The organism is Deltaproteobacteria bacterium (assembly GCA_016219225.1).
GTDB lineage: Bacteria > Desulfobacterota > RBG-13-43-22 > RBG-13-43-22 > RBG-13-43-22 > RBG-13-43-22.
On sequence record JACRBX010000240.1, the window covers coordinates 1 to 19,008 of the forward strand.

Consider the following 19,008-nt stretch of genomic DNA (forward strand, 5'->3'; position numbering starts at 1 on the left):
CCAGGGTTTCCATATCCAGATCGTTGGTGGGTTCGTCCAGTACCAGGACATTGGCCGGCCGGGTAAAAAGTTTGGCCAGCATCAGACGGTTTTTTTCTCCCCCGGAAAGAACTTTTACCGGTGTCCGGCTTTTTTCCGGGGAAAAGAGAAAATCCTGAAGATAGCCTATAATGTGCCGCCGCTGGCCGTTCAGTTCAATAAAGTCATTGCCTTCTCCGACGTTTTCCAGTACTGTTTTATCTTCATCCAGTTGGATGCGGAGTTGATCAAAATAGGCGATCTGGAGGTTGGTCCCGTGACGAACCCGGCCTGTTTGGGGCGGGAGGTTCTTTAAAATGATGTTCAACAGGGTGGTCTTGCCCACACCGTTCGGTCCGATGATCCCCACCTTGTCCCCCCGCAGGATGATAGTGGAAAAATCCCGGACTACCGGGGTTTCCCCATAGGCCAAGGAAATGTTTTCCGCCTCGATTACCAGTTTTCCGGTCCTTTCAGCCTCTTGAATCTGCAGTTTTACATTACGGTTCTTTTTGCGGCGGGTCTGAAAGGCCTCGCGCATCTTGATCAGGGCCGTGACCCGGCCTTCGTTCCTGGTCCTGCGGGCCTTGATGCCCTGTCTGATCCAGGCCTCTTCCTGAGAAAGTCTTTTATCAAACAAATCGTTTTGGGTTTCTTCTGCCGCCAGGAACTCCTGCCTCCGTCTCAAAAAGGTTTCGTAATCACAAGCATAGGAAAAAAGACGCCCCCGATCCAGTTCCAGAATCCTGGTGGCCAGTTTTTTCAGAAAAGCCCGGTCATGGGTGACAAAAAGCAGGGTCTTGACGTAGCGGAAGATAAAGGTCTCCATCCAGAGAATGGATTCGATATCCAAATGATTGGTAGGCTCATCCAGCAGAAGGATATCCGGTTCCGCCACCATGGCCCGGGCAAAGAGGGTGCGCCGTTTCATGCCGGCCGAAAGATCGGCGAATTCAGCCTCCAAAGGAAGCTGGGTTCGGGACAAAACGGTTTCAACCTGTTTGATCAGGGTCCACCAATCTTCGGAAGCCGAAAGGGGCCTTTGCTCATCCTTTAAAAGGGGGGGCGGAAGGGAAGGATCAAAGCCTCCGCTCTCGCCTTTGGTGTTAAGCCCACATGCGCCCTTTGAGGTGCCACGAAGCATAAAAATGTCTTTCGCTGATCCCCGACCCCCGACCTCTGATCCCTGATAGGACAGGGACTGTCCCTTCGGACCGAAGCCGCCGGCCACCACATCGAAGATCGATCCCTCAAAATCCCGGGGAACACTCTGGGACAAGTAGGCTACGGTGACACCCTGCTGCCGCCAGACCTGACCGCTATCCGGCAGGATCTCCCCCTGTAAAAGCCGGAGCAAAGTGGATTTTCCGGCTCCGTTTCGGCCCAGAAGACCGACCCGTTCCCCTTTTTCGATCTGAAAGGTAATGTTATCCAGTAACGGGGGATTAGAAAACCCCCAGCATAAATCACGGGTGCCGATAATGGCCATGCATGAATCCTTATTATTAAAAATTGTTTCGATCTTAACCGTTAATGGAGAAACAAACAAGAGAGAATGCGCACCGAGCTGAATCGAGAAGCGAAGCCTGTCTATGATGGAAGATGAGGACCGGCAGTATCAACGACCATGCGGGTTGTAACCTGTTGGATCAGGGAATTGGCAGGGATAACCCATCATATATCGGCCAGAAAAGGCAGATGGCCCTGGCTATCAAAATGGAGGGGGCCCAGTTCCCGGAGGCATCTTAAATCCTGGCGCCCGCCCATGGTCTCGAAAAGGCCCTCTGAAATATCCAATTCGGCAAGTTCCAGGGTATTTTTGATATGGATGATCCTGGCTTGATGCGATTCCACGGCACCGATGGTCCTTAGCGCAGCGTCTACGGCCGCCTGGTCCGTTTCCAGGGTAATGGGTACTCTGGCCTTCTCCGGTGTCATGGCCGTAATGGCATTGGAGAAGGTCGCCGAGAAATCGATTTTAGAAACCAGCCTTTGGGTCGTATAGTCGGCCAGACCGATCCCCATGGCATTGCCGTGGGTTTCATCGGTCAGATCCAGGGCCACGATCCGGGTGATCTTCCGCTCTTCCGGTTCCTTTTCTCCGATAAACATGATCCGGCCGATCACATTGGTATCCAGGCCTGAGCCACTGATATTTTTCCCGATCCGGTCGATGATCAGGAGGTCGATCCGGTCAAAAGGAAGGCGGGCCATCAATTGTCTGGCCTTCTTAAGGAGTTTTTTTTCTTCCTCAAGCAATTGAGCAGGAAGAAGGGCCTTAATAATGGCCGTCTCATCATAGGTATTTTCAACGATAGCCAAACCGAAGAGGATGGGGAGCTTGCCCAGGACAGCCCGGCCTATTTCAGGGATAATATTCCGGTAACCGTAGTTTACCGCCTGCCGATGGACCTGGCGACATCCCTGATGCTTTCCCAGGCCGATGGCCATCATCTTCAATAGGCCGCTCTGGATTGGGCCATCGAAGGCGGTATGGGGCTTGACCCGATTAACCACAACGATGCCATCGGCCGCTGCGGCGTACCGATCTACCAATATGGGATGGCCGTTGGAAGATCTGCCGATCTCAACACAATCCATAGTGGCCAGAATGGGGGCGCCCATGGATTCTTCCGTAATTTTGAGGCTTTTGAGTACTTGCAACTGCCCCTGGACTGTTCCGCCGCCGTGACCGCCCATGGCCGGGATAAGGAAGGGTTCGGCAGAATGTTCCCGTAAGAAACGGACCAGAACCTTCAGGATGCCGTCGATATGGGCAATACCGCGGCTTCCGGCGGTAATGGCAATCCTGGCCCCGGGCTTGATTTTAACATCCTCCTGAATGGAGGCCAACTGCTGTTCGACAGCCGCTTCAACGTCTTCAATTCGGGGAACATCAAAGACCTGCCGCACCCGGAACATATCGGGATAAGTCATATTCAAATTGGTTGGCATAAGAAAAAAACGAACCTCCGCAAGAAGTTAGACTGATGAAAAAAAATGGTCTGGATTCCCGCCTGCGCGGGAATGACGAGTTTTTACATAGGCATCAAAAATAACCCGGTTCAGGGAATCGAAGCCTTCGCCCCCGAGGAACTTGCCGCCAGACAAGCCGCCTCTAATCTTATAAGATGCTTCCTGACCGCCTCTTCAGCCCCGGGTGCATCATGCTGTTGAAGGGCCGTCAATATATCCTTGTGATCCTGATCGGTCCAGGGATTCTTCCCCCGGGTGTGGTGCATCAGTCGGTAGCGGACGATCTGCATGTGGGCATTGAGGTTTTTATAAATCTCCGTCAACCGCTTGTTCCCGAAAAAAAAGAAGAACGACAGATGAAACTGGCTGTCACTTTCCATGAAGGCCCGGTAATCGTCGCTATTGTCCTGATCGATTTTAATGGAGATACCGGTCTGATAAAAACCTTCCAGGATCTGTAACTGTTCATCGGTAATCTGCTTGGCGAGACTGGCTACGACAGCCGTTTCCAAGATCAGACGGGTCTGGATGATTTCGTGGAAGTCTTCGTCAGTGACATGTTTGACATAAGTTCCCTTCCGGGGATAAATCACCACCAGCCCTTCTCCGGCCAGCCTGAAAAGGGCGTCTTTGATCGGTGTCGGACTGACCCCCAGGACATCTTTTAGCTCATTGATGTTGAGGTTGTGGCCGGGGGGATAGATGAATTTGATAATATTTTGCTTGATCAGTTGATAGACTTTCTCATTAATATTGGTGACATCGATGTGTTGAGAAATATCTTTTTCCATATTACGACCTCATTAACAAGTTTATTCCATTATATTATTAAATCTAAAATTTCAGATTTTAAATTAAAAAACTCTCATAATGGGGAGAAAGTGTCAAGATATTTTTATTGCTAAAACAACTATCTGAAAAAAAATACTTGACAAGGGCTAAAAGTTGTGAAAGATTTTGAAAATTAAAATCTGAAATTTCAGATTTATAATCTGAAATATTAAAGGATGGCCAGGCGGTCGTCATCCTTCCCGAAGTTGATTTTGGGGTTATTTTCGAACTAAACCCTCATGCCCGAGGCGAAGCAGGCACCACGAAGCATGAAAATAGATTTCGCCAGTCATTGATTTTAACTGTTTTTGGTTTGCTTTGAGCTTTGAGCTTTGAGCTATTTTCATATTAAAAGGATAATTCGATGCCATTGAAAGTTCTATTGACCGAGTCGATTGCTCCGGAAGGGATTGATCTTTTAAGAAAAAAGGCGGAAGTTGCAATTGCTCCCAGTCCGGAAATGGCCGATCTGATGCCTCTGATCGGATCGGCCGATGCCCTGCTGATCAGGAGTTCGCGGGCCGGCTTGGAATTGCTGGAGGCCGGTAAGAAGTTGAAGGTCATCGGCCGCCATGGAATCGGTGTGGATAACATCGACCTTCCGGCCGCAACCCGTCTGGGCATCCGGGTGGTCAACACCCCGGGGGCCAATACCAACGCCGTGGCCGAACATACCCTCTGGGCGATCATGCATTGCGCCCGGAATTTTAACCGGGCGGAAAAGGCCTTTCGCCGTGGGGATTTCTGCCTTCCCGGGTCCTTGCCCGGCCTGGTTCAGAAGCTTGGCTATACCACGATGGAGTTGAAGAATAAGGTTCTGGGACTGGTGGGCATGGGCCGGATCAGCAGCCGCCTGGCGGTCTTGGCGGGCCTGGGACTGGGTATGCAGGTGAAGGCCTACGATCCCCTGGTGCCCGATGAGGTCTTTGCCGCCGCCGGAGTCCAAAAGGTCCGGACCCTGGATCTGGTGCTGACCGATGCCGACTTCGTATCCCTCCATGTCCCCCATCTCAAGGAAACGCATCACCTCATCGGTGCCAGGGAACTGGCCCTGATGAAACCGGAGGCCTATCTGATCAATGCCGCCCGGGGAGGCGTGGTCGATGAAAAGGCCCTTTACCTGGCCCTGAAGGCAAAAAAATTGGCCGGGGCGGCCCTGGACGTCTTTGAGAAGGAGCCTCCAGACCAGGACCTGCCCTTCTTCCAGTTGGACAATGTAGTAGTGTCCCCTCATATTGCGGCTATGACCGATCTGGCCCTGGTTAACATGGCCCATGACGCCGCCGAAGGCATCCTGGATGTCCTGGAAGGGCGGGAACCGAAATACCTGGTGAATCCTGAAGTGCTCAGATCCCCGAGGTAATTTAATAGGAAAGAAAGGAATGGGTGGAGAAAGTTGGGACAGGAAGTCAAGTTGATGCAAGGGAATCAGGCCATGGCCGAAGGGGCCTTTTATGCCGGCGCCCGTTTTTATGCCGGATACCCGATCACCCCCTCTTCGGAGATTGCCGAGGAATGTTCCAGAAAGATGCCGCAAATGGGCGGTGTCTTTATGCAGATGGAAGATGAGATCGCCAGCATGGCGGCCATTATCGGGGCCTCGCTGGCCGGTGCCAAATCTTTTACGGCCACCAGCGGTCCGGGATTTTCTCTTATGCAGGAAAACCTGGGGCTGGCTGTTATGGGGGAGGTGCCCTGTGTGGTCATTAACGTCCAGCGTTCCGGGCCCAGCACCGGGCTGGCCACCAAGCCGGCCCAGTCGGATGTCATGCAGCTCCGTTGGGGCCGCCATGGGGACCAGATGGTGATTGCGCTCAGCCCGGCCTCGGTCAGTGAGTGTTTTTCCCTCACCGTAACGGCCTTTAATTTTGCCGAAAAATTCAGGGTGCCGGTCATACTCGCCCCGGATGAAGTCATCGGCCACTTGCGGGAAAATGTGCGTATTCCGGCGCCGGGCGAACTCGAGGTCATCGACCGGAAAAAGCCCTCCGGACCTCCGGAAAAATACAAACCTTTCGCGGCCGACGCGGACGGCGTGGCGCCTCTTGCGGCTTATGGCAGCGATTATATTTTCCATGTTTCGAGTTCCATGCACGGGCCGGACGGTTACAGCAACAACAACCCGGCCAATGCCGCCTGGCGGGTGGACCAGTTGCACCGGAAGATCGAGAGGCATAGGGAGGAGATCGTCCTGACCAAGACCTTCGATACCGAAGATGCGGATATCCTGCTGATCGCCTTTGGGGCCACGACCCGGGCCAGCCGGGCCGCAGCCCTGGAGCTTCGCAAACAGGGGATCCGGGCCGGGGTGCTGCAACTGATCACCCTTTGGCCCTTTGCCGACCAGGAAGTGGCGGCCCTGGGCCAGAGGGCCAGGACCGTGATCGTAACGGAGATGAATTACAGTGGTCAGGTGGCCGGCGAAGTCCGGAAGGTTTTAGGGGCCGCGGCCGATATCCGCCAGGTCAACAAATACAACGGGCAAATCATCACGCCCCAGGATATCCTGGAGGTGATCCGGTAAAGGCAAAAAAGTGCAACGGTTTAGCTTTTTGAAATTCAAAACCTTTTCAGACAATAATTTTTGTTCGGGTGAGGGGGTCAGAGGTGTCACACGCAACAGGCTTAAAATATTTGAAAGACGGTGTCTTGCCGCACATGTGGTGTCCGGGATGCGGCATAGGCGTTATGCTCGGGGCCTTACTACGGTCCTTTGAGGAACTGGGTTACGATTGCCGGGATACGGTGGTGGTAACCGGGATCGGCTGTACGGGAAAATCGGACGATTATCTGGTAACCCATGCCCTGCACACGACCCATGGCCGGGCCCTGGCCTATGCCACCGGGATCAAGGCCTTCAATCCGAAGCTTAAGGTAGTGGTCATCATGGGCGACGGCGACAGCGTCACCATCGGGGGCAATCATTTCCTCCATGCTGCCAGACGGAATATGGATCTGACGGCCATTATCATCAATAATTTCAATTATGGCATGACCGGCGGCCAGTTTTCAGGGACCACCCCGAGCGGGGCCATTACCCAGACCAGCTTTTACGGCAATCCGGAGAGGGGAATCGATATCTGCGCCCTGGCGGAGGTCGCCGGGGCCAATTATGTGGCCCGGGGAACGCCCTATCATGTCTGGGAGTTGAAGACCAACATCCAGGAGGCCCTGAGCAAGAAGGGGTTTTCCGTGGTAGAGATTTACAGCCCCTGCCCGACCCATTTCGGAAAGAACAACCAGATGAAAGAGACCCGTCAAATGCTTCATTGGCTTAAGGAAAAAGGGCTTCCAGTGAAAGACTATAACCGTTTGGAGCCCTCTCAAAAGGAGGGCTGTTTTGCGGTAGGCAAACTGGTGGACCGGGATGAGCCGGATTTCAATACCCGATACGAAGCAGTCAGGGCCAGGGCCATGGCCCCAAAAGGCTTGAGGAACGGTGATACGCAATGAGTGACCATCAAGAAAAATTTGAAATCATTTTGGCCGGATCAGGCGGTCAGGGGCTGGTGGTGTCCGGGATCATGCTGGCCGAGGCGGCCATGCTGGAGGGGAAAAACGTGGTGCAGACCGTTTCCTACGGCATTGCCTCCAGGGGCGGATTTTCCATGGCCGAGGTGATCATGGACCGGGAAGAAATCATCTTTCAGCAAGTTCAGCAGGCCGACGTCATCCTGGCCCTGACCGAGGAGGCCATGGAAAAGTTTCAAGACCTCTCCGGACAGGGAACCCTGATTTTTTATGACACCACCCTTCTGAAGCCGCGCCGGGGGGAAGGGCTTTACGGCCAACCTTTTACCGAAATGGCCAGTCAGATGGGTCATGTGGGAATGGCCAACATTATCGCCCTGGGTTACATGGCGGTAGAAAAAAAGATGGTCAGGCCGGAGAGCCTGGCCGCGGTCCTCCAAAAGCGGTTTTCAGGAAAGGTCCTCCAGATGAACCTCAAGGCCCTGGAGGCCGGTGTGGCCCTGGCCGCAAGAGAAACAGATGATTCAGAAAGGAATGACAATGGAAGGCTCAAGCCATAAGAAGACCCAGATGGCTCCCTGTAGAGAAGCCTGCCCGGCAGGCATCGATGTGCCGAGGTATATCCGGCACATCCGGAATAAAGATTTTGACCGGGCCTTAATGGTGATCCGTGAAAAGATACCCTTTCCAGCGGTCTGCGGCCATGCCTGCGTCCACCCTTGCGAAACCAAATGCGCCCGTATCCAATACGATGAAGGGATCGCCATCCGCCTGTTGAAAAGGGCGGCCGAGGAAAAAAGCCGGGACCTGCCGATCGTTGAACCCAAGGCCAGGCCCACAGGGAAGAAGGTGGCCGTCATCGGCGCCGGCCCCTGCGGACTGACGGCGGCCTATTTTCTGGCCGGCCTGGGACACGCTGTTACCGTGTTCGAGTCCCTTCCCCGGGCCGGGGGGATGTTGCGGTACGGCATCCCGGAATATCGCCTGCCGAACGAAATCGTCGATCGGGAGATCGCCGGGATTCAAGCCCGAGGTATCAAGATTATTACCCAGTCAGCGGTCCCCTCGGCGCCGGATCTGCTGACCAGGGGATATGACGCCGTTCTGGCGGCAACCGGGGCCTGGAAGGCGGTCAAAGCCGGCATAGAAGGGGAAGATTCCCCCCTGGTCCGGGACGGAGTCGCCTTCCTTAAGGAAGTGAATACGGGTATCAGGGATTCCCTAAGCCGTAAGATCGTTGTGGTCGGCGGGGGGAATACGGCCCTGGATGCGGCCAGGGCCAGTGTGCGGCTGGGTGCCCAGGCCGTTCTGATTTACCGCCGGAGCCGCCAGGATATGCCGGCCTTACCGGAGGAGATCGCCGAGGCTGAAGAGGAAGGGGTACAGATCGAGTTCCTGACGGCGCCGATCCGGATTGACGATAAAAACCTGGTCTGTATCCGGATGGAACCCGGTCCCTTGGATGACAGCGGAAGGCCGAGGCCAATACCCGTTGAAGGCAGTGCGTTTTCCTTGGCCTGTGATGCCCTCATAATGGCTGTGGGGCAGACGGCCCAGGTAGAGACCCTGCAGTTGGAAGAAAATAGAAACGGAACCGCTAAAGTCGATGCAGGGCTTTCAACGCCACTCAAGGGAATCTTCGCCGCCGGGGATGTGGTCTCCGGGCCGAAGACCATCATTGAGGCTATTGCCCAGGGACGTCTGGCCAGTGTTTCCATCGACCGTTACCTTGGAGGTAATGGCCGGATCGACCCGGATGTCGACCCTGATGTTTTCCCGGAAGAAAATTCGACCCTTCCGGAAGCAAAACCCAGGGGGACCCACCGGGTTGAGCCGGAAAGAATCCCATTGAAGGGCAGGATCAGCGGATTCGGTCTGGTCGAACAGGGTTTTGACGAAGAAACGGCTGTGGAAGAGGCCAAACGGTGTCTGGCCTGCGATATCCGGCAGTATACCGTGGAGGTCAATCCGGCCATCTGTAAAGATTGCGGCTATTGCCGGGAAATGTGTCAAATGGATATCTTCGGAGCCTCGGACCACTTTAATGCCCTGGGTTACAAACCTTCGGTTGTGAAAAATTCGGACCGTTGCGTAGGCTGCCTGAAGTGCCTGTATATCTGTCCGGACTTCGCCATAACCATTACCGAAGGCCAGCCGGACCAGGGTCAGGAGGTATCCGCCGGCCGATAGAGCAATAAATTAGGACGCAGATTTTCGCCGATACCCGCAGGTTTAAGAAATAAGCTCAAAGCGAAAACCTGCATCTTGAAGCTTGCAACTTATTTCAAATTAAATCTTGGCAATCTGCCCCGATCTGCGTCCAAGAAACAAAAACATAGAAGGAGGATCTGTTATGAAGAAACATTGGGTTGTTCTTTTTCTGTTGGTTGGTTTTCTTTTCCATTTATCCCTTGCCGGTTCGGTCCAGGCCGCACCGGAGAAGTTCCCTTCAAGACCGGTCACCATTATGGTCGGATACGCCGCCGGCGGAACGACTGACGTTGCCGTCAGGGCCCTGGCCGAAGCGACGTCCAAGATCATCGGTCAACCAGTCGTCGTAGTCAACAAACCCGGAGCCGGTACGACCATCATGATGGCCGATTTAAAAAATCAAAAACCGGACGGCCACACGGTGGGCATCATGTCCAGCGGCGCCATCATCGGCCATTTCCTGCAGAAGGTCCCCTACCATCCGGTCAATGACTTCGATTCCGTTCTCCAGGTCAGCGCCTTCAATTATGGGATCGCCGTCCGTTCCGATTCCCCTTGGAAAAACATCGGCGATTTGCTTGCCTATGCCAAGGCCAATCCAGGGAAGGTTAAATACACCGGTTCGGGCGCCAACTCACCGGCCCATCTGATCATGATCCAACTGGGTGAAGCGGCCGGGGTCACCTGGACCCATATCCCCTTCCAGGGGGGAGCGGAGGCGGCCACCAATGTCATGGGCGGCCATTGCGACGTGACCTGTTCGCCCACCGAGTGGAAACCCGGGGTGGATTCCGGCCGTCTGCGTCTGATCGCCTGCGCCATGGACAAACGTTTCAAGGCCTATCCTAAAGTCCCCACCCTCATCGAGGAAGGCTATAAAGTCAAGGGGTATGGTTACTTAGCGGTCGTGGGCCCCAAGGGCATGCCCAAAGACCGGGTAAAGATTCTCCAGGATGCTTTTCACCAGGCCATGAATGACCCGGCCTATCAAAAAACCCTGGATTCCTTGCTTTTCCCTACGATTTATAGAAACAGCGCCGATTGCGACAAATACACCCAGGAACTGGTCGCCACTCTCGGCCCACTGGTCGAAAAAGTAAAAAAATAGGTCTCGGGATCTATAGGAGGGGAAGGGGCCGACTTCCCCTCCTGGTGGAAAGGGGAATAACCAATGAGAAAACACGATTTAATCAGTACGGCCTTCTGGTTTCTATTCGGTCTTTTCGTTGTGCTCTATGCGCCTCAATTCAATCTGGGAACGGCCGGCATGCCCGGTACGGGACTGATGCCCTTCCTGGCCGGCCTGGTTATCTGTGCCTTCGCCCTTCTTTCTTTCATTCAGGCCTGGGCGAGTCCGGCGGGCGAAACCGAGAGGATCTGGCAGAATATCCGCTATCCCAAGCTCATCACGGTTGTGATGGTCCTCATTGCCTATACCTTCTTCTTTGAAAGGCTGGGCTTTATAATCTGCACCTTTGCCATGATGTATGTGCTCATGAACATTGTGGGGTCCATGAAATGGTCTTCAAGCCTTTTCGGGGCCCTTTTATGCGCCTTGGTCGCCTATCTGGTTTTTGAGGTCTGGCTTCGGGCTCAACTGCCCAAAGGGATTCTAATTCATTTAGGAGTGTAATCGTCATGGATGTCCTGCACAATATCATGATGGGGTTCGGGGTGGCCCTCGATCCCTTGAACCTTCTTTTTTGCTTTGCCGGTGTGCTCACCGGAACCCTGGTGGGGGTCTTGCCGGGCTTCGGTCCTACGGCCGCCATTTCCCTCTTACTGCCGTTGACCTTCAAACTGGGCCCCATCCCGGGGATCATCATGCTGTCCGGTATCTATTACGGGGCCATGTACGGCGGGTCCACCACCTCGATCCTGGTAAATATCCCCGGTGAGGCCGCTTCGGTCGTAACCTGCTTAGACGGCTATCAGATGGCCCGCCAGGGCAGGGCCGGACCGGCCCTGGGCATGTCGGCCTTCGGGAGTTTTATTGCCGGGACCTTCAGCGTGCTTCTGTTGTCGCTCCTGGCTCCTCCTCTGGCCGAGATGGCCCTGAAGTTCGGTCCGCCGGAATACTTCGCCCTCATGATCCTGGGGCTCACCCTGCTCATCTTCCTCTCTTCAGGGCCTATCAGCAAGGCCCTTCTTATGGCCGGCCTGGGGTTATTTCTCGGAACTATCGGGCTCGACAATTTAACCGGTACGGCCCGCTTCACCTTTGGCAGCATGGACCTTATGGACGGCATCGGGCTCGTTCCGGTCGTTATGGGGCTCTTTGGCATCGGCGAGGTCTTGCATAATCTGGAGCGGCCCATTCAGCGGGCCATCTTCGAAACCAAGATCGGCCGGCTGCTGCCGTCGCTTTCGGATTGGATCGCCTGTAAATGGGCACTGGTCCGCGGATCGATTATCGGTTTTTTCCTCGGGGTCCTGCCCGGCGGAGGGGTGGTCATCGCCTCTTTCGCTTCCTACGCCCTGGAGAAACGTTTTTCCAAATATCCGGAAAAATTTGGTACCGGAGTCATCGAAGGGGTGGCCGGGCCCGAAGCAGCCAACAACGCCGCGGCCGGCGGGGCCTTTATCCCCCTTCTGAGTCTGGGTATCCCGGGAAACGCTGTCACGGCCATCCTCCTGGGTGCCCTGGTCATCCATGGAATCCAGCCCGGTCCCATGATGATCACCGAGCATGCCGATCTGTTCTGGGGGGTAATCACCAGCATGTATATTGGAAATATCATGCTGCTGATCCTCAATCTACCGCTCATCGGTCTGTGGGTCAGGGCACTGAAGGTCCCTTACAGCATCCTCTTCCCGTTGATCTGTCTTTTCTGTATGATCGGGGCTTACAGTCTGAACAACCGGGCCGGGGACATGCTGATCATGACCATCTTCGGAGTCCTCGGCTACTTAATGAGAAAATATAAATATGAATCGGCTCCGCTGGTCCTGGCCCTGGTACTGGTGCCTATGCTGGAATCAGCCCTCAGGCGTTCCCTCCTCCTTTCCAACGGGGACCCTATGATTTTCATCACCAGGCCCCTTTCAGGCTTCATTCTGGTTATGGCCGCTGTCCTCATCCTGTTTTCGCTGATCCCCGCCTTGAAGAAAAAGCGCGGGAAGCTGGACGAAATCCTGGAAGAAGGAGAGGAAGGCTAACCAGAGATATTTGAAATTTAAGTGTTACTCGTTGCTGGTTACTGGTTGCTCGTTACTGGTTTTTCCGAGCAACCAGTAACGCCTAACGACTTCTGGTATCGCGCGGATAAGGCAGGTTCGATTATGGGGCGGTTAATAAGTGTTGGGGGATGAGGTTTAAGAGACGACTTAAATAGGAAATTCCGTATAAGTTTAGCTTTTTAAAAAAACGCCGATAACCTCTCCGTCATTCCGGTGAAAACCGGAATCCAGGTTCTTTTCGTCTCAACATAACGCCTGGATTCCGGTTTTCACCGGAATGACGTGTGCGAAAGTCAGGATTTTCAAGTAAAAGTTTCAAATTGTTCAAAGGGCCAAATTGTTAGGAAATTCCTATACCATTCAATTATCCTTGTGGTGCAGCATGATCTCCCCTTCACACCAGGCCACTTCATCCTGTAACTGCTGAAAGCGGGTCCCGATGACTATGGACACGTTGGTCATCACCCGATATCCGATAAGGGGTTGGGTTTCGAAAACCTTGACTAAACCATCTCTGTTTATCTCAATGAGTTGACAACCCTTGGAAGAGCAGTAAGACGACAGCCGGTATTTGAAAGGAGGGACAAAACTGGACCATCCAAAAACCTTTCCTTCGGAGATGGTGGTGATGGTCATTTCTTCCGAAGATTTGCGCCCCGGCAGATCAAAACGCAGGTCCACCCCTCCTTCAATAACGGCCCAGAGAAAGGCGGCATCTTCTCCCTCACCTGAAATTTTTTCTCCGTCGTTAAAGCTTTTCTGTCGGCAACAATCTTTGACAGCCATTAATTGTGCCTTGTCCAGTCCTTTAAAAACTTCTACCCTGTTTAAAAGATCGATATTCTCCATAATACCCTCCTTTTAGGCTGTCCCTGAAGTCGTGGAACAATAAGGTTTATTTAAGGACAGAAAAATTGCCATTAATAATAATTTAATAGGAGATATTTTGTATGTCAAGGGAAAAACCCCGGAATCACAAGTGAAAAAGAGCGCATGCTTAGGTGAGGCGGTTTTTGGATCTATGGGTCAGCCAAAGATCAATTGAACGATCCAAACCGACATCAAGATACTGACCCCATCGGCGATAAGACCGGCCGGTACAGCCTGGCGGGTCCGATGGATTCCCACCGACCCGAAATAGACGGCCAACACATAAAAGGTAGTCTCCCCGCTGCCCATCATGACCGCAACCATACGGCCGATCAGGGAATCAGGTCCCTGGGCCTTAATCGTTTCGGACATGACCCCTAATGCCCCGCTTCCGGAAAGGGGGCGTATCAAGGCCATGGGCAATGTTTCCGGGGGCATGCCGATGAGCGTGGTCAAAGGGGAAACCAGGGTAGAAAGGATATCCATGGCCCCGCTGGTCCGGAAGATCCCGATGGCCGTCAGCATGGCTACCAGGTAGGGGATAATCCGGACGCCCACCTGAAACCCTTCTTTGGCCCCTTCGATAAAGGTTTCGTAGAGTTTCACTTTTTTAAGAACGCCGAATAATAAAATAATGACCACCAGCAAGGGGATGGCCAGGACAGAAAGGATATTGATCAGGCCGGCCAGGGTTTCCACGGTTTAACTCCTTCCCGATTTCAACTGGTTTTTAAAAAAAGGGAGTCGGGCCATAAGTTTGACCACCATAACCCCGATGACCGTATTGATGGCTGTGGCGACAATCACCGGCCCCAGGATCTCGGTCGGATTGGCCGAGCCGGAGGCGGCCCGGATGGCGATGACCGTGGCCGGGATCAATTGGACATTGCTGGTGTTGATGACCAAAAAAGTACACATGGCATCGGTCGCCGTACCCGGTTGTTTATTGAGTTTACTCAGTTCTTCCATGGCCTTTAACCCCAGGGGCGTGGCGGCATTTCCCAGACCGAGCATATTGGCCGAGATATTCATGATCATGGCCCCCATGGCCGGATGATCCGCCGGCACGTCAGGAAAAAGCCGGGTAGTGATTCCCCTGAGCGCCCTGGCCAGCCGTTCGATCAGACCGGCCTGTTCGGCGATCTTCATCAGCCCCAGCCAGAGGGACATGATACCGATCAGGCCGACGGCCAATTCCACGGCCACGGTGGCATAGTGGATCAAGCCGTCGTTGGTAATGGCCTGAACCTTGGTAAACCGGATGGGATCGAAGGAAAGATAGGCCGGCCTGATGGTCTGGAAGGAATCCCCAAAGCGGGTCCTGGCCAGCAGATAAGCAGTATTTTTCTGGACCTTAAAGATCTCTTTTAAGAGGGGAGGCGTGCGATCATCGACCAAAATATGCAGGGTCCCTTTATCCCTCCCGGTTGAAAAAAATTCGGCTTTCTGCCTAATGGGACCGGTCCCTTGAAAGGATTGGCCGGACCACTTCCCGTAAGCTCCGGGTTCCAAAATGACCGTGCAGGGATAGGCATTAGAAGGTTTAAGCAATCGGTCGGCCGGAGGGTCCAGTTGGAGGGCAATCTCCATTTCCCGTCCATTCTGATACCGATTGGTGGATAGATCCACCAGATCCCGGCCCACGGCAACCAGGGTCCCGATAAAGATCAAAGCTATCCAGATCATATTGAGCATGGGTTGTCCTTAAAACGAAAATACCGTTCGTCGTTAAGCGTTCGGCGAAACCTATTTTCATGCTTCGTGGTGCCCGCTTCGGGGCGGGCATGTGGGTTTAGTTTGAAAATAAAGTTTGATGAATATGGAAAAAGTCGCCAAAACTCGCATTACGTCATTCCGGCGAAAGCCGGAATCCAGTCTTTTTAATTAACGTTTAATGTAAGGGGGTTCCCTTTGAGCTTTGAGCTTTCAGCTTTCATGCCGAATAAAAAACTCTATCTTTATTGCCTGGAAGAAGTTTTTAATTGACCTGCGATTGTATACTATCTATTTTAATTTTTGCAAAGTTGTTTTAAATTTTAAAAGGTTTTAGGCGGGCATGCGATCATACCGGATAATCTTTCCTTACTTACGCCAGGGGCTGATCCCCCTTTTGGTGGGGATTTTATTGCTCTTGTCCGTGGATTTCCTCCAACTGGTCATTCCCAGGTTTATCAAAGGGGCCATCGATGCCTTGACAGCCAAACAGGCCCTGGGTTCCGTGCTTACCCGATATTGCCTTCTGATCCTGGCTACGGCCCTTTTGATTTTTATTCTCAGGATGATCTGGCGCCGCCTGATTTTCGGTCAGGCCCGCCGGATAGAAGAGGCCCTGCGGAACCGTCTTTTCGACCATCTTCTGACCCTCTCCCAATCTTATTATCATCGAACCTCCATCGGGAACCTGATGGCCCATGCCACCAATGATATGGAGGCGGTCCGTATGGCCCTGGGTATGGGTCTGGTTTCCCTGGTAGATTCCTTGATCCTCGGCTCGGCCGCCATTGGCTTCATGGCCTATATCAACCTTAAATTGACGCTCATTTCCCTTTGGCCCATGCCTCTAGTGGCTTTTTTGACCCAAAGATTGACCAAATTACTCGATCAGCGATTCGAACTGGTCCAAGGGACCTTTTCAAAAATTATGGAAAAAGTTCGAGAGAGCCTGGTGGGGATCATGGTGGTCAAGGCCTATACCCTCCAGGAACGGGAGGAAAGAAATCTGGCCTGTTACAGCCTGGAGTATCAGGACCAAAATATCCGTTTAGTCAGAATTACAGGCACCTTATTCCCTCTATCGATCCTGATGACCAATCTGAGTCTGGCGGTCGTTCTTTGGATAGGCGGGCAACAGGTTTTGGCCAAAGAGATCACCACCGGGGATTTTGTGGCCTTTATCAGTTATCTGGGACTGCTCTCCTGGCCGGTCATGGCCCTGGGATGGGTCATCAATCTCATAAAAAGGGGGGCTGTTTCCCTGGAAAGGATCGAACGTATCTTAGAAGAACGTCCTGAAATCGCCGATCTTCCGGGGCTTACCCCCCCAACGTCCCTCCGGGCAGAACTTAAGGTGAAGGATTTGACTTTTTCTTATTCCCAAGGAGCCAGACCGGTCTTGCGGGGAATCGGTTTTGAAATGGCTCCGGGCAGGCAGTATTTAATTACCGGGAAGACCGGTTCCGGCAAGACCACTCTGGCCCTGCTGATGATCCGCCTCCTGGAGTCTTCAGCCGGCAGTATTTTTTTGGACGGCCATGAAATCCATTCCATTCCCTTATCGGACCTCAGAAAGACCGTTTCTCTTATTCCCCAGGAACCCTTTCTTTTTTCCGATACCATCCGGGCCAATCTGCTCCTGGCCCGGCCCGATGCCGAAGAGAAAGACCTCTGGGAATGTCTGACCCTGGCCGCCTTTCAGGAAGAAGTCCGGACCTTTCCCAAGGGGTTGGATACCGTAGTGGGAGAAAAAGGGGTCTTATTATCCGGCGGGCAAAAACAAAGGCTTTCTTTGGCCCGGACCCTGCTGGTCAACCCCCCCATCCTTATCCTCGATAATACCCTGTCTTCCGTGGATCTGAATACCGAGCGAATCATCCAGGAAAACCTGGGGCCTTTTCGAAAAGGAAAAATCACGATCTATATCTCTCATCTTCTGATTGGTCTGGAAGGGGTGGATAACATCTTCCTGCTGGAAGCCGGAGAACTGGCGGAGACAGGAACCCATGAACAATTACTCGGGAAAGAAGGTCTTTATTTTCAACTGTACCGCTATCAGCGGCTGGAGATGGAATTGCGTCAGGGGGTCTTTTAAATGCCTTTTGGTGATTTCGGTTATATCGAAGGAGAGCGATTAGGAAGGCCCTACGACTTCGGTCTGTTGAAAAGGCTTTTCCCTTTCCTGTGGCCCTGGCGTAACTGGTGGTTTCTGGGTCTGGCCCTGTCCGTTGGTCTGACCTTGCTCGATCTGGTTCCACCCTATATCACCAAAGTGGTCATCGACCATCACATCCTGGCCGGGGATTGGAAAGGCTTAAGGTCCCTGGCCTTTCTATTACTCTTGATCCTGGCCATCAACTTCGGCCTCCAATATATCCAGGTCATGGTTCTGGAACGGATGGGTCAAAGGGTCATGCATACCCTCCGGATGAAAATTTTTTCTCACCTTCTTTCCCTTCCCCTGCCTTTTTTTCACCACCAACCCATTGGGAGGCTGGTGACCCGGGTCACCAATGATATTGAAAACCTCAATGAGATGGTCAAGTCCCTGTTGGCCACCCTGATCAAGGACCTCTTCCTGGCCCTCGGGATTCTGGGCATCCTTCTCTATCTGGACTTCAGATTAGCCCTGGTGACCTTTATCCTGATTCCCCTGATTTTTATCAGCGCCCGTCTGTTCAGCAGTCGGGCCAGGGATGCCTTCCGGGATTTGCGCCGCCGGGTGGCCCAATTGAACGCCTTCCTGCAGGAAAGCCTTTCCGGCCTGGTCCTGATTCAAATCATGGTCCGGGAGAAAAAAAGATACGCCGATTTTATGGAAGTCAATCACCAGACCTTTATGGCCGGCATGAAACAGGTCCAGGTCTTTGCCCTCTTTATGCCCTTGATGGAGCTGATCTCCGCTGGGGCTATCGCCCTCCTGGTCTGGTATGGGGGCGGACAGGTCATTCAGCAGAACGTAAGCCTCGGTTCACTGGTGGCCTTTCTTTCCTACATCCAGATGTTTTTCAAACCTTTGCGGGAAATGACGGAAAAATACAGCGTCATGCAGGCCGCTATGGCCTCTTTGGAACGGATCTTCGACCTTCTGGATGAACCGGCGGAAGAAGGACCGGCAGGACAACCCCCGGAGACGGCTGGTGACCTTAAAGGGGAAATTCATTTTGAAAATGTCGGCTTTGCTTATATTCCGGACCAATGGGTGATCAAGAACCTTTCTTTTACCATCCAGCCCGGTGAAACGGTAGCCATTGTAGGCATGACCGGTGGAGGCAAAAGCACCCTGATTAATCTCCTGGAAGGTTTTTACCTTCCCCAGAAAGGGCGGATTCTGATAGACGGGAAGGATATCCGATCATTTCCCAAAAAGTTTCTTCGAACCATCATCGGCCTGGTCCCTCAAGAGACCTTTCTTTTCGCCGGAGATCTTAAAGAAAATATCTTCCTCCAGGAGGCCTCTGCCTCGGAAGTCAAAGGAAGAGGACCGGCCAAAACCTTCTATCTGGACTCCCTGTTGGCCAATTTGGAAGGCCAACAGGTCGATTCTCTTTCTTCCGGGCAGCAGCAATTAGTGGCCCTGGCCAGGGTGATGGCCCGGAATCCCCTGATTCTGGTTTTGGATGAGGCCACCTCGCAGGTGGATGCCTACACCGAAACCCTGGTCCAGGAGGCCATCAAAAAATTGCTGGAAGGACGGACTTCCCTGATCATTGCCCATCGGATTTTTACCCTCCGCCA

The 19,008-nt window shown here is 53.1% G+C and carries 16 protein-coding genes; 10 read left to right on the top strand and 6 right to left on the bottom strand.

Annotation, left to right across the window (positions count from 1 at the left end; genetic code table 11):
* The 3 genes from HY879_19915 to HY879_19925 all read right to left on the bottom strand — a co-directional run.
* On the bottom strand, positions 1-1,507 hold a 1,507-nt coding region (locus tag HY879_19915), incomplete at its 3' end, for an ATP-binding cassette domain-containing protein (GenBank protein ID MBI5605604.1).
* 185 nt (positions 1,508-1,692) lie between these two features.
* On the bottom strand, positions 1,693-2,973 hold the full coding sequence (locus HY879_19920; protein MBI5605605.1) for a DUF2088 domain-containing protein: 1,281 nt from the start codon (positions 2,971-2,973) through the stop codon (positions 1,693-1,695).
* 110 nt (positions 2,974-3,083) lie between these two features.
* On the bottom strand, positions 3,084-3,785 hold the full coding sequence (locus tag HY879_19925) for a GntR family transcriptional regulator (GenBank protein MBI5605606.1): 702 nt from the start codon (positions 3,783-3,785) through the stop codon (positions 3,084-3,086).
* A 404-nt stretch (positions 3,786-4,189) separates the two neighbouring features.
* Here HY879_19925 and HY879_19930 point away from each other — a divergent pair, with 404 nt between their 5' ends.
* From HY879_19930 to HY879_19965, 8 genes are all read left to right on the top strand, one after another.
* Positions 4,190-5,188 (top strand): hydroxyacid dehydrogenase, encoded by a 999-nt coding sequence (locus HY879_19930; protein MBI5605607.1) that lies wholly within the window; start codon positions 4,190-4,192, stop codon positions 5,186-5,188.
* Positions 5,189-5,242: 54 nt separating this feature from the next.
* A complete protein-coding gene (locus HY879_19935; GenBank protein MBI5605608.1) occupies positions 5,243-6,349 on the top strand; it encodes a 2-oxoacid:acceptor oxidoreductase subunit alpha in 1,107 nt (368 codons plus the stop codon).
* Between the two features lie 134 nt (positions 6,350-6,483).
* Complete coding sequence (locus HY879_19940) at positions 6,484-7,278, top strand: 2-oxoacid:ferredoxin oxidoreductase subunit beta (protein ID MBI5605609.1); 795 nt, start codon at positions 6,484-6,486, stop codon at positions 7,276-7,278.
* Positions 7,275-7,856 carry a 2-oxoacid:acceptor oxidoreductase family protein gene (locus HY879_19945; GenBank protein MBI5605610.1) on the top strand — a complete coding sequence of 194 codons (582 nt, stop codon included), beginning with the start codon at positions 7,275-7,277 and terminating at the stop codon, positions 7,854-7,856. The genes HY879_19940 and HY879_19945 overlap by 4 nt, the downstream gene beginning before the upstream one ends.
* 10 nt (positions 7,857-7,866) lie before the next feature.
* A complete protein-coding gene (locus HY879_19950) occupies positions 7,867-9,486 on the top strand; it encodes an FAD-dependent oxidoreductase (GenBank protein MBI5605611.1) in 1,620 nt (539 codons plus the stop codon).
* Positions 9,487-9,649: 163 nt separating this feature from the next.
* The gene (locus HY879_19955; protein MBI5605612.1) at positions 9,650-10,615 is read left to right on the top strand and encodes a tripartite tricarboxylate transporter substrate binding protein; all 966 of its coding nucleotides are present in this window, start codon (positions 9,650-9,652) and stop codon (positions 10,613-10,615) included.
* A 63-nt stretch (positions 10,616-10,678) separates the two neighbouring features.
* Positions 10,679-11,140: a tripartite tricarboxylate transporter TctB family protein gene (locus tag HY879_19960; GenBank protein MBI5605613.1), complete on the top strand. Its 462-nt coding sequence runs from the start codon at positions 10,679-10,681 to the stop codon at positions 11,138-11,140.
* A 5-nt stretch (positions 11,141-11,145) separates the two neighbouring features.
* Positions 11,146-12,666: a tripartite tricarboxylate transporter permease gene (locus HY879_19965; protein ID MBI5605614.1), complete on the top strand. Its 1,521-nt coding sequence runs from the start codon at positions 11,146-11,148 to the stop codon at positions 12,664-12,666.
* A gap of 381 nt (positions 12,667-13,047) precedes the next feature.
* Here the strand turns inward: HY879_19965 and HY879_19970 are convergent, their stop codons facing one another.
* The 3 genes from HY879_19970 to HY879_19980 form a co-directional block, all read right to left on the bottom strand.
* Positions 13,048-13,536, bottom strand: a complete 489-nt coding sequence (locus HY879_19970) for a cyclic nucleotide-binding domain-containing protein (GenBank protein MBI5605615.1) — start codon at positions 13,534-13,536, stop codon at positions 13,048-13,050.
* Between the two features lie 177 nt (positions 13,537-13,713).
* Complete coding sequence (locus tag HY879_19975) at positions 13,714-14,256, bottom strand: spore maturation protein (protein ID MBI5605616.1); 543 nt, start codon at positions 14,254-14,256, stop codon at positions 13,714-13,716.
* 3 nt (positions 14,257-14,259) lie between these two features.
* Positions 14,260-14,727 carry a nucleoside recognition protein gene (locus HY879_19980; GenBank protein MBI5605617.1) on the bottom strand — a complete coding sequence of 156 codons (468 nt, stop codon included), beginning with the start codon at positions 14,725-14,727 and terminating at the stop codon, positions 14,260-14,262.
* A gap of 886 nt (positions 14,728-15,613) precedes the next feature.
* Between HY879_19980 and HY879_19985 the strand changes: the two genes are divergently transcribed.
* Complete coding sequence (locus HY879_19985) at positions 15,614-17,365, top strand: ABC transporter ATP-binding protein (GenBank protein ID MBI5605618.1); 1,752 nt, start codon at positions 15,614-15,616, stop codon at positions 17,363-17,365.
* A partial coding sequence (locus HY879_19990) for an ABC transporter ATP-binding protein (GenBank protein ID MBI5605619.1) occupies positions 17,366-19,008 on the top strand: 1,643 nt, incomplete at its 3' end.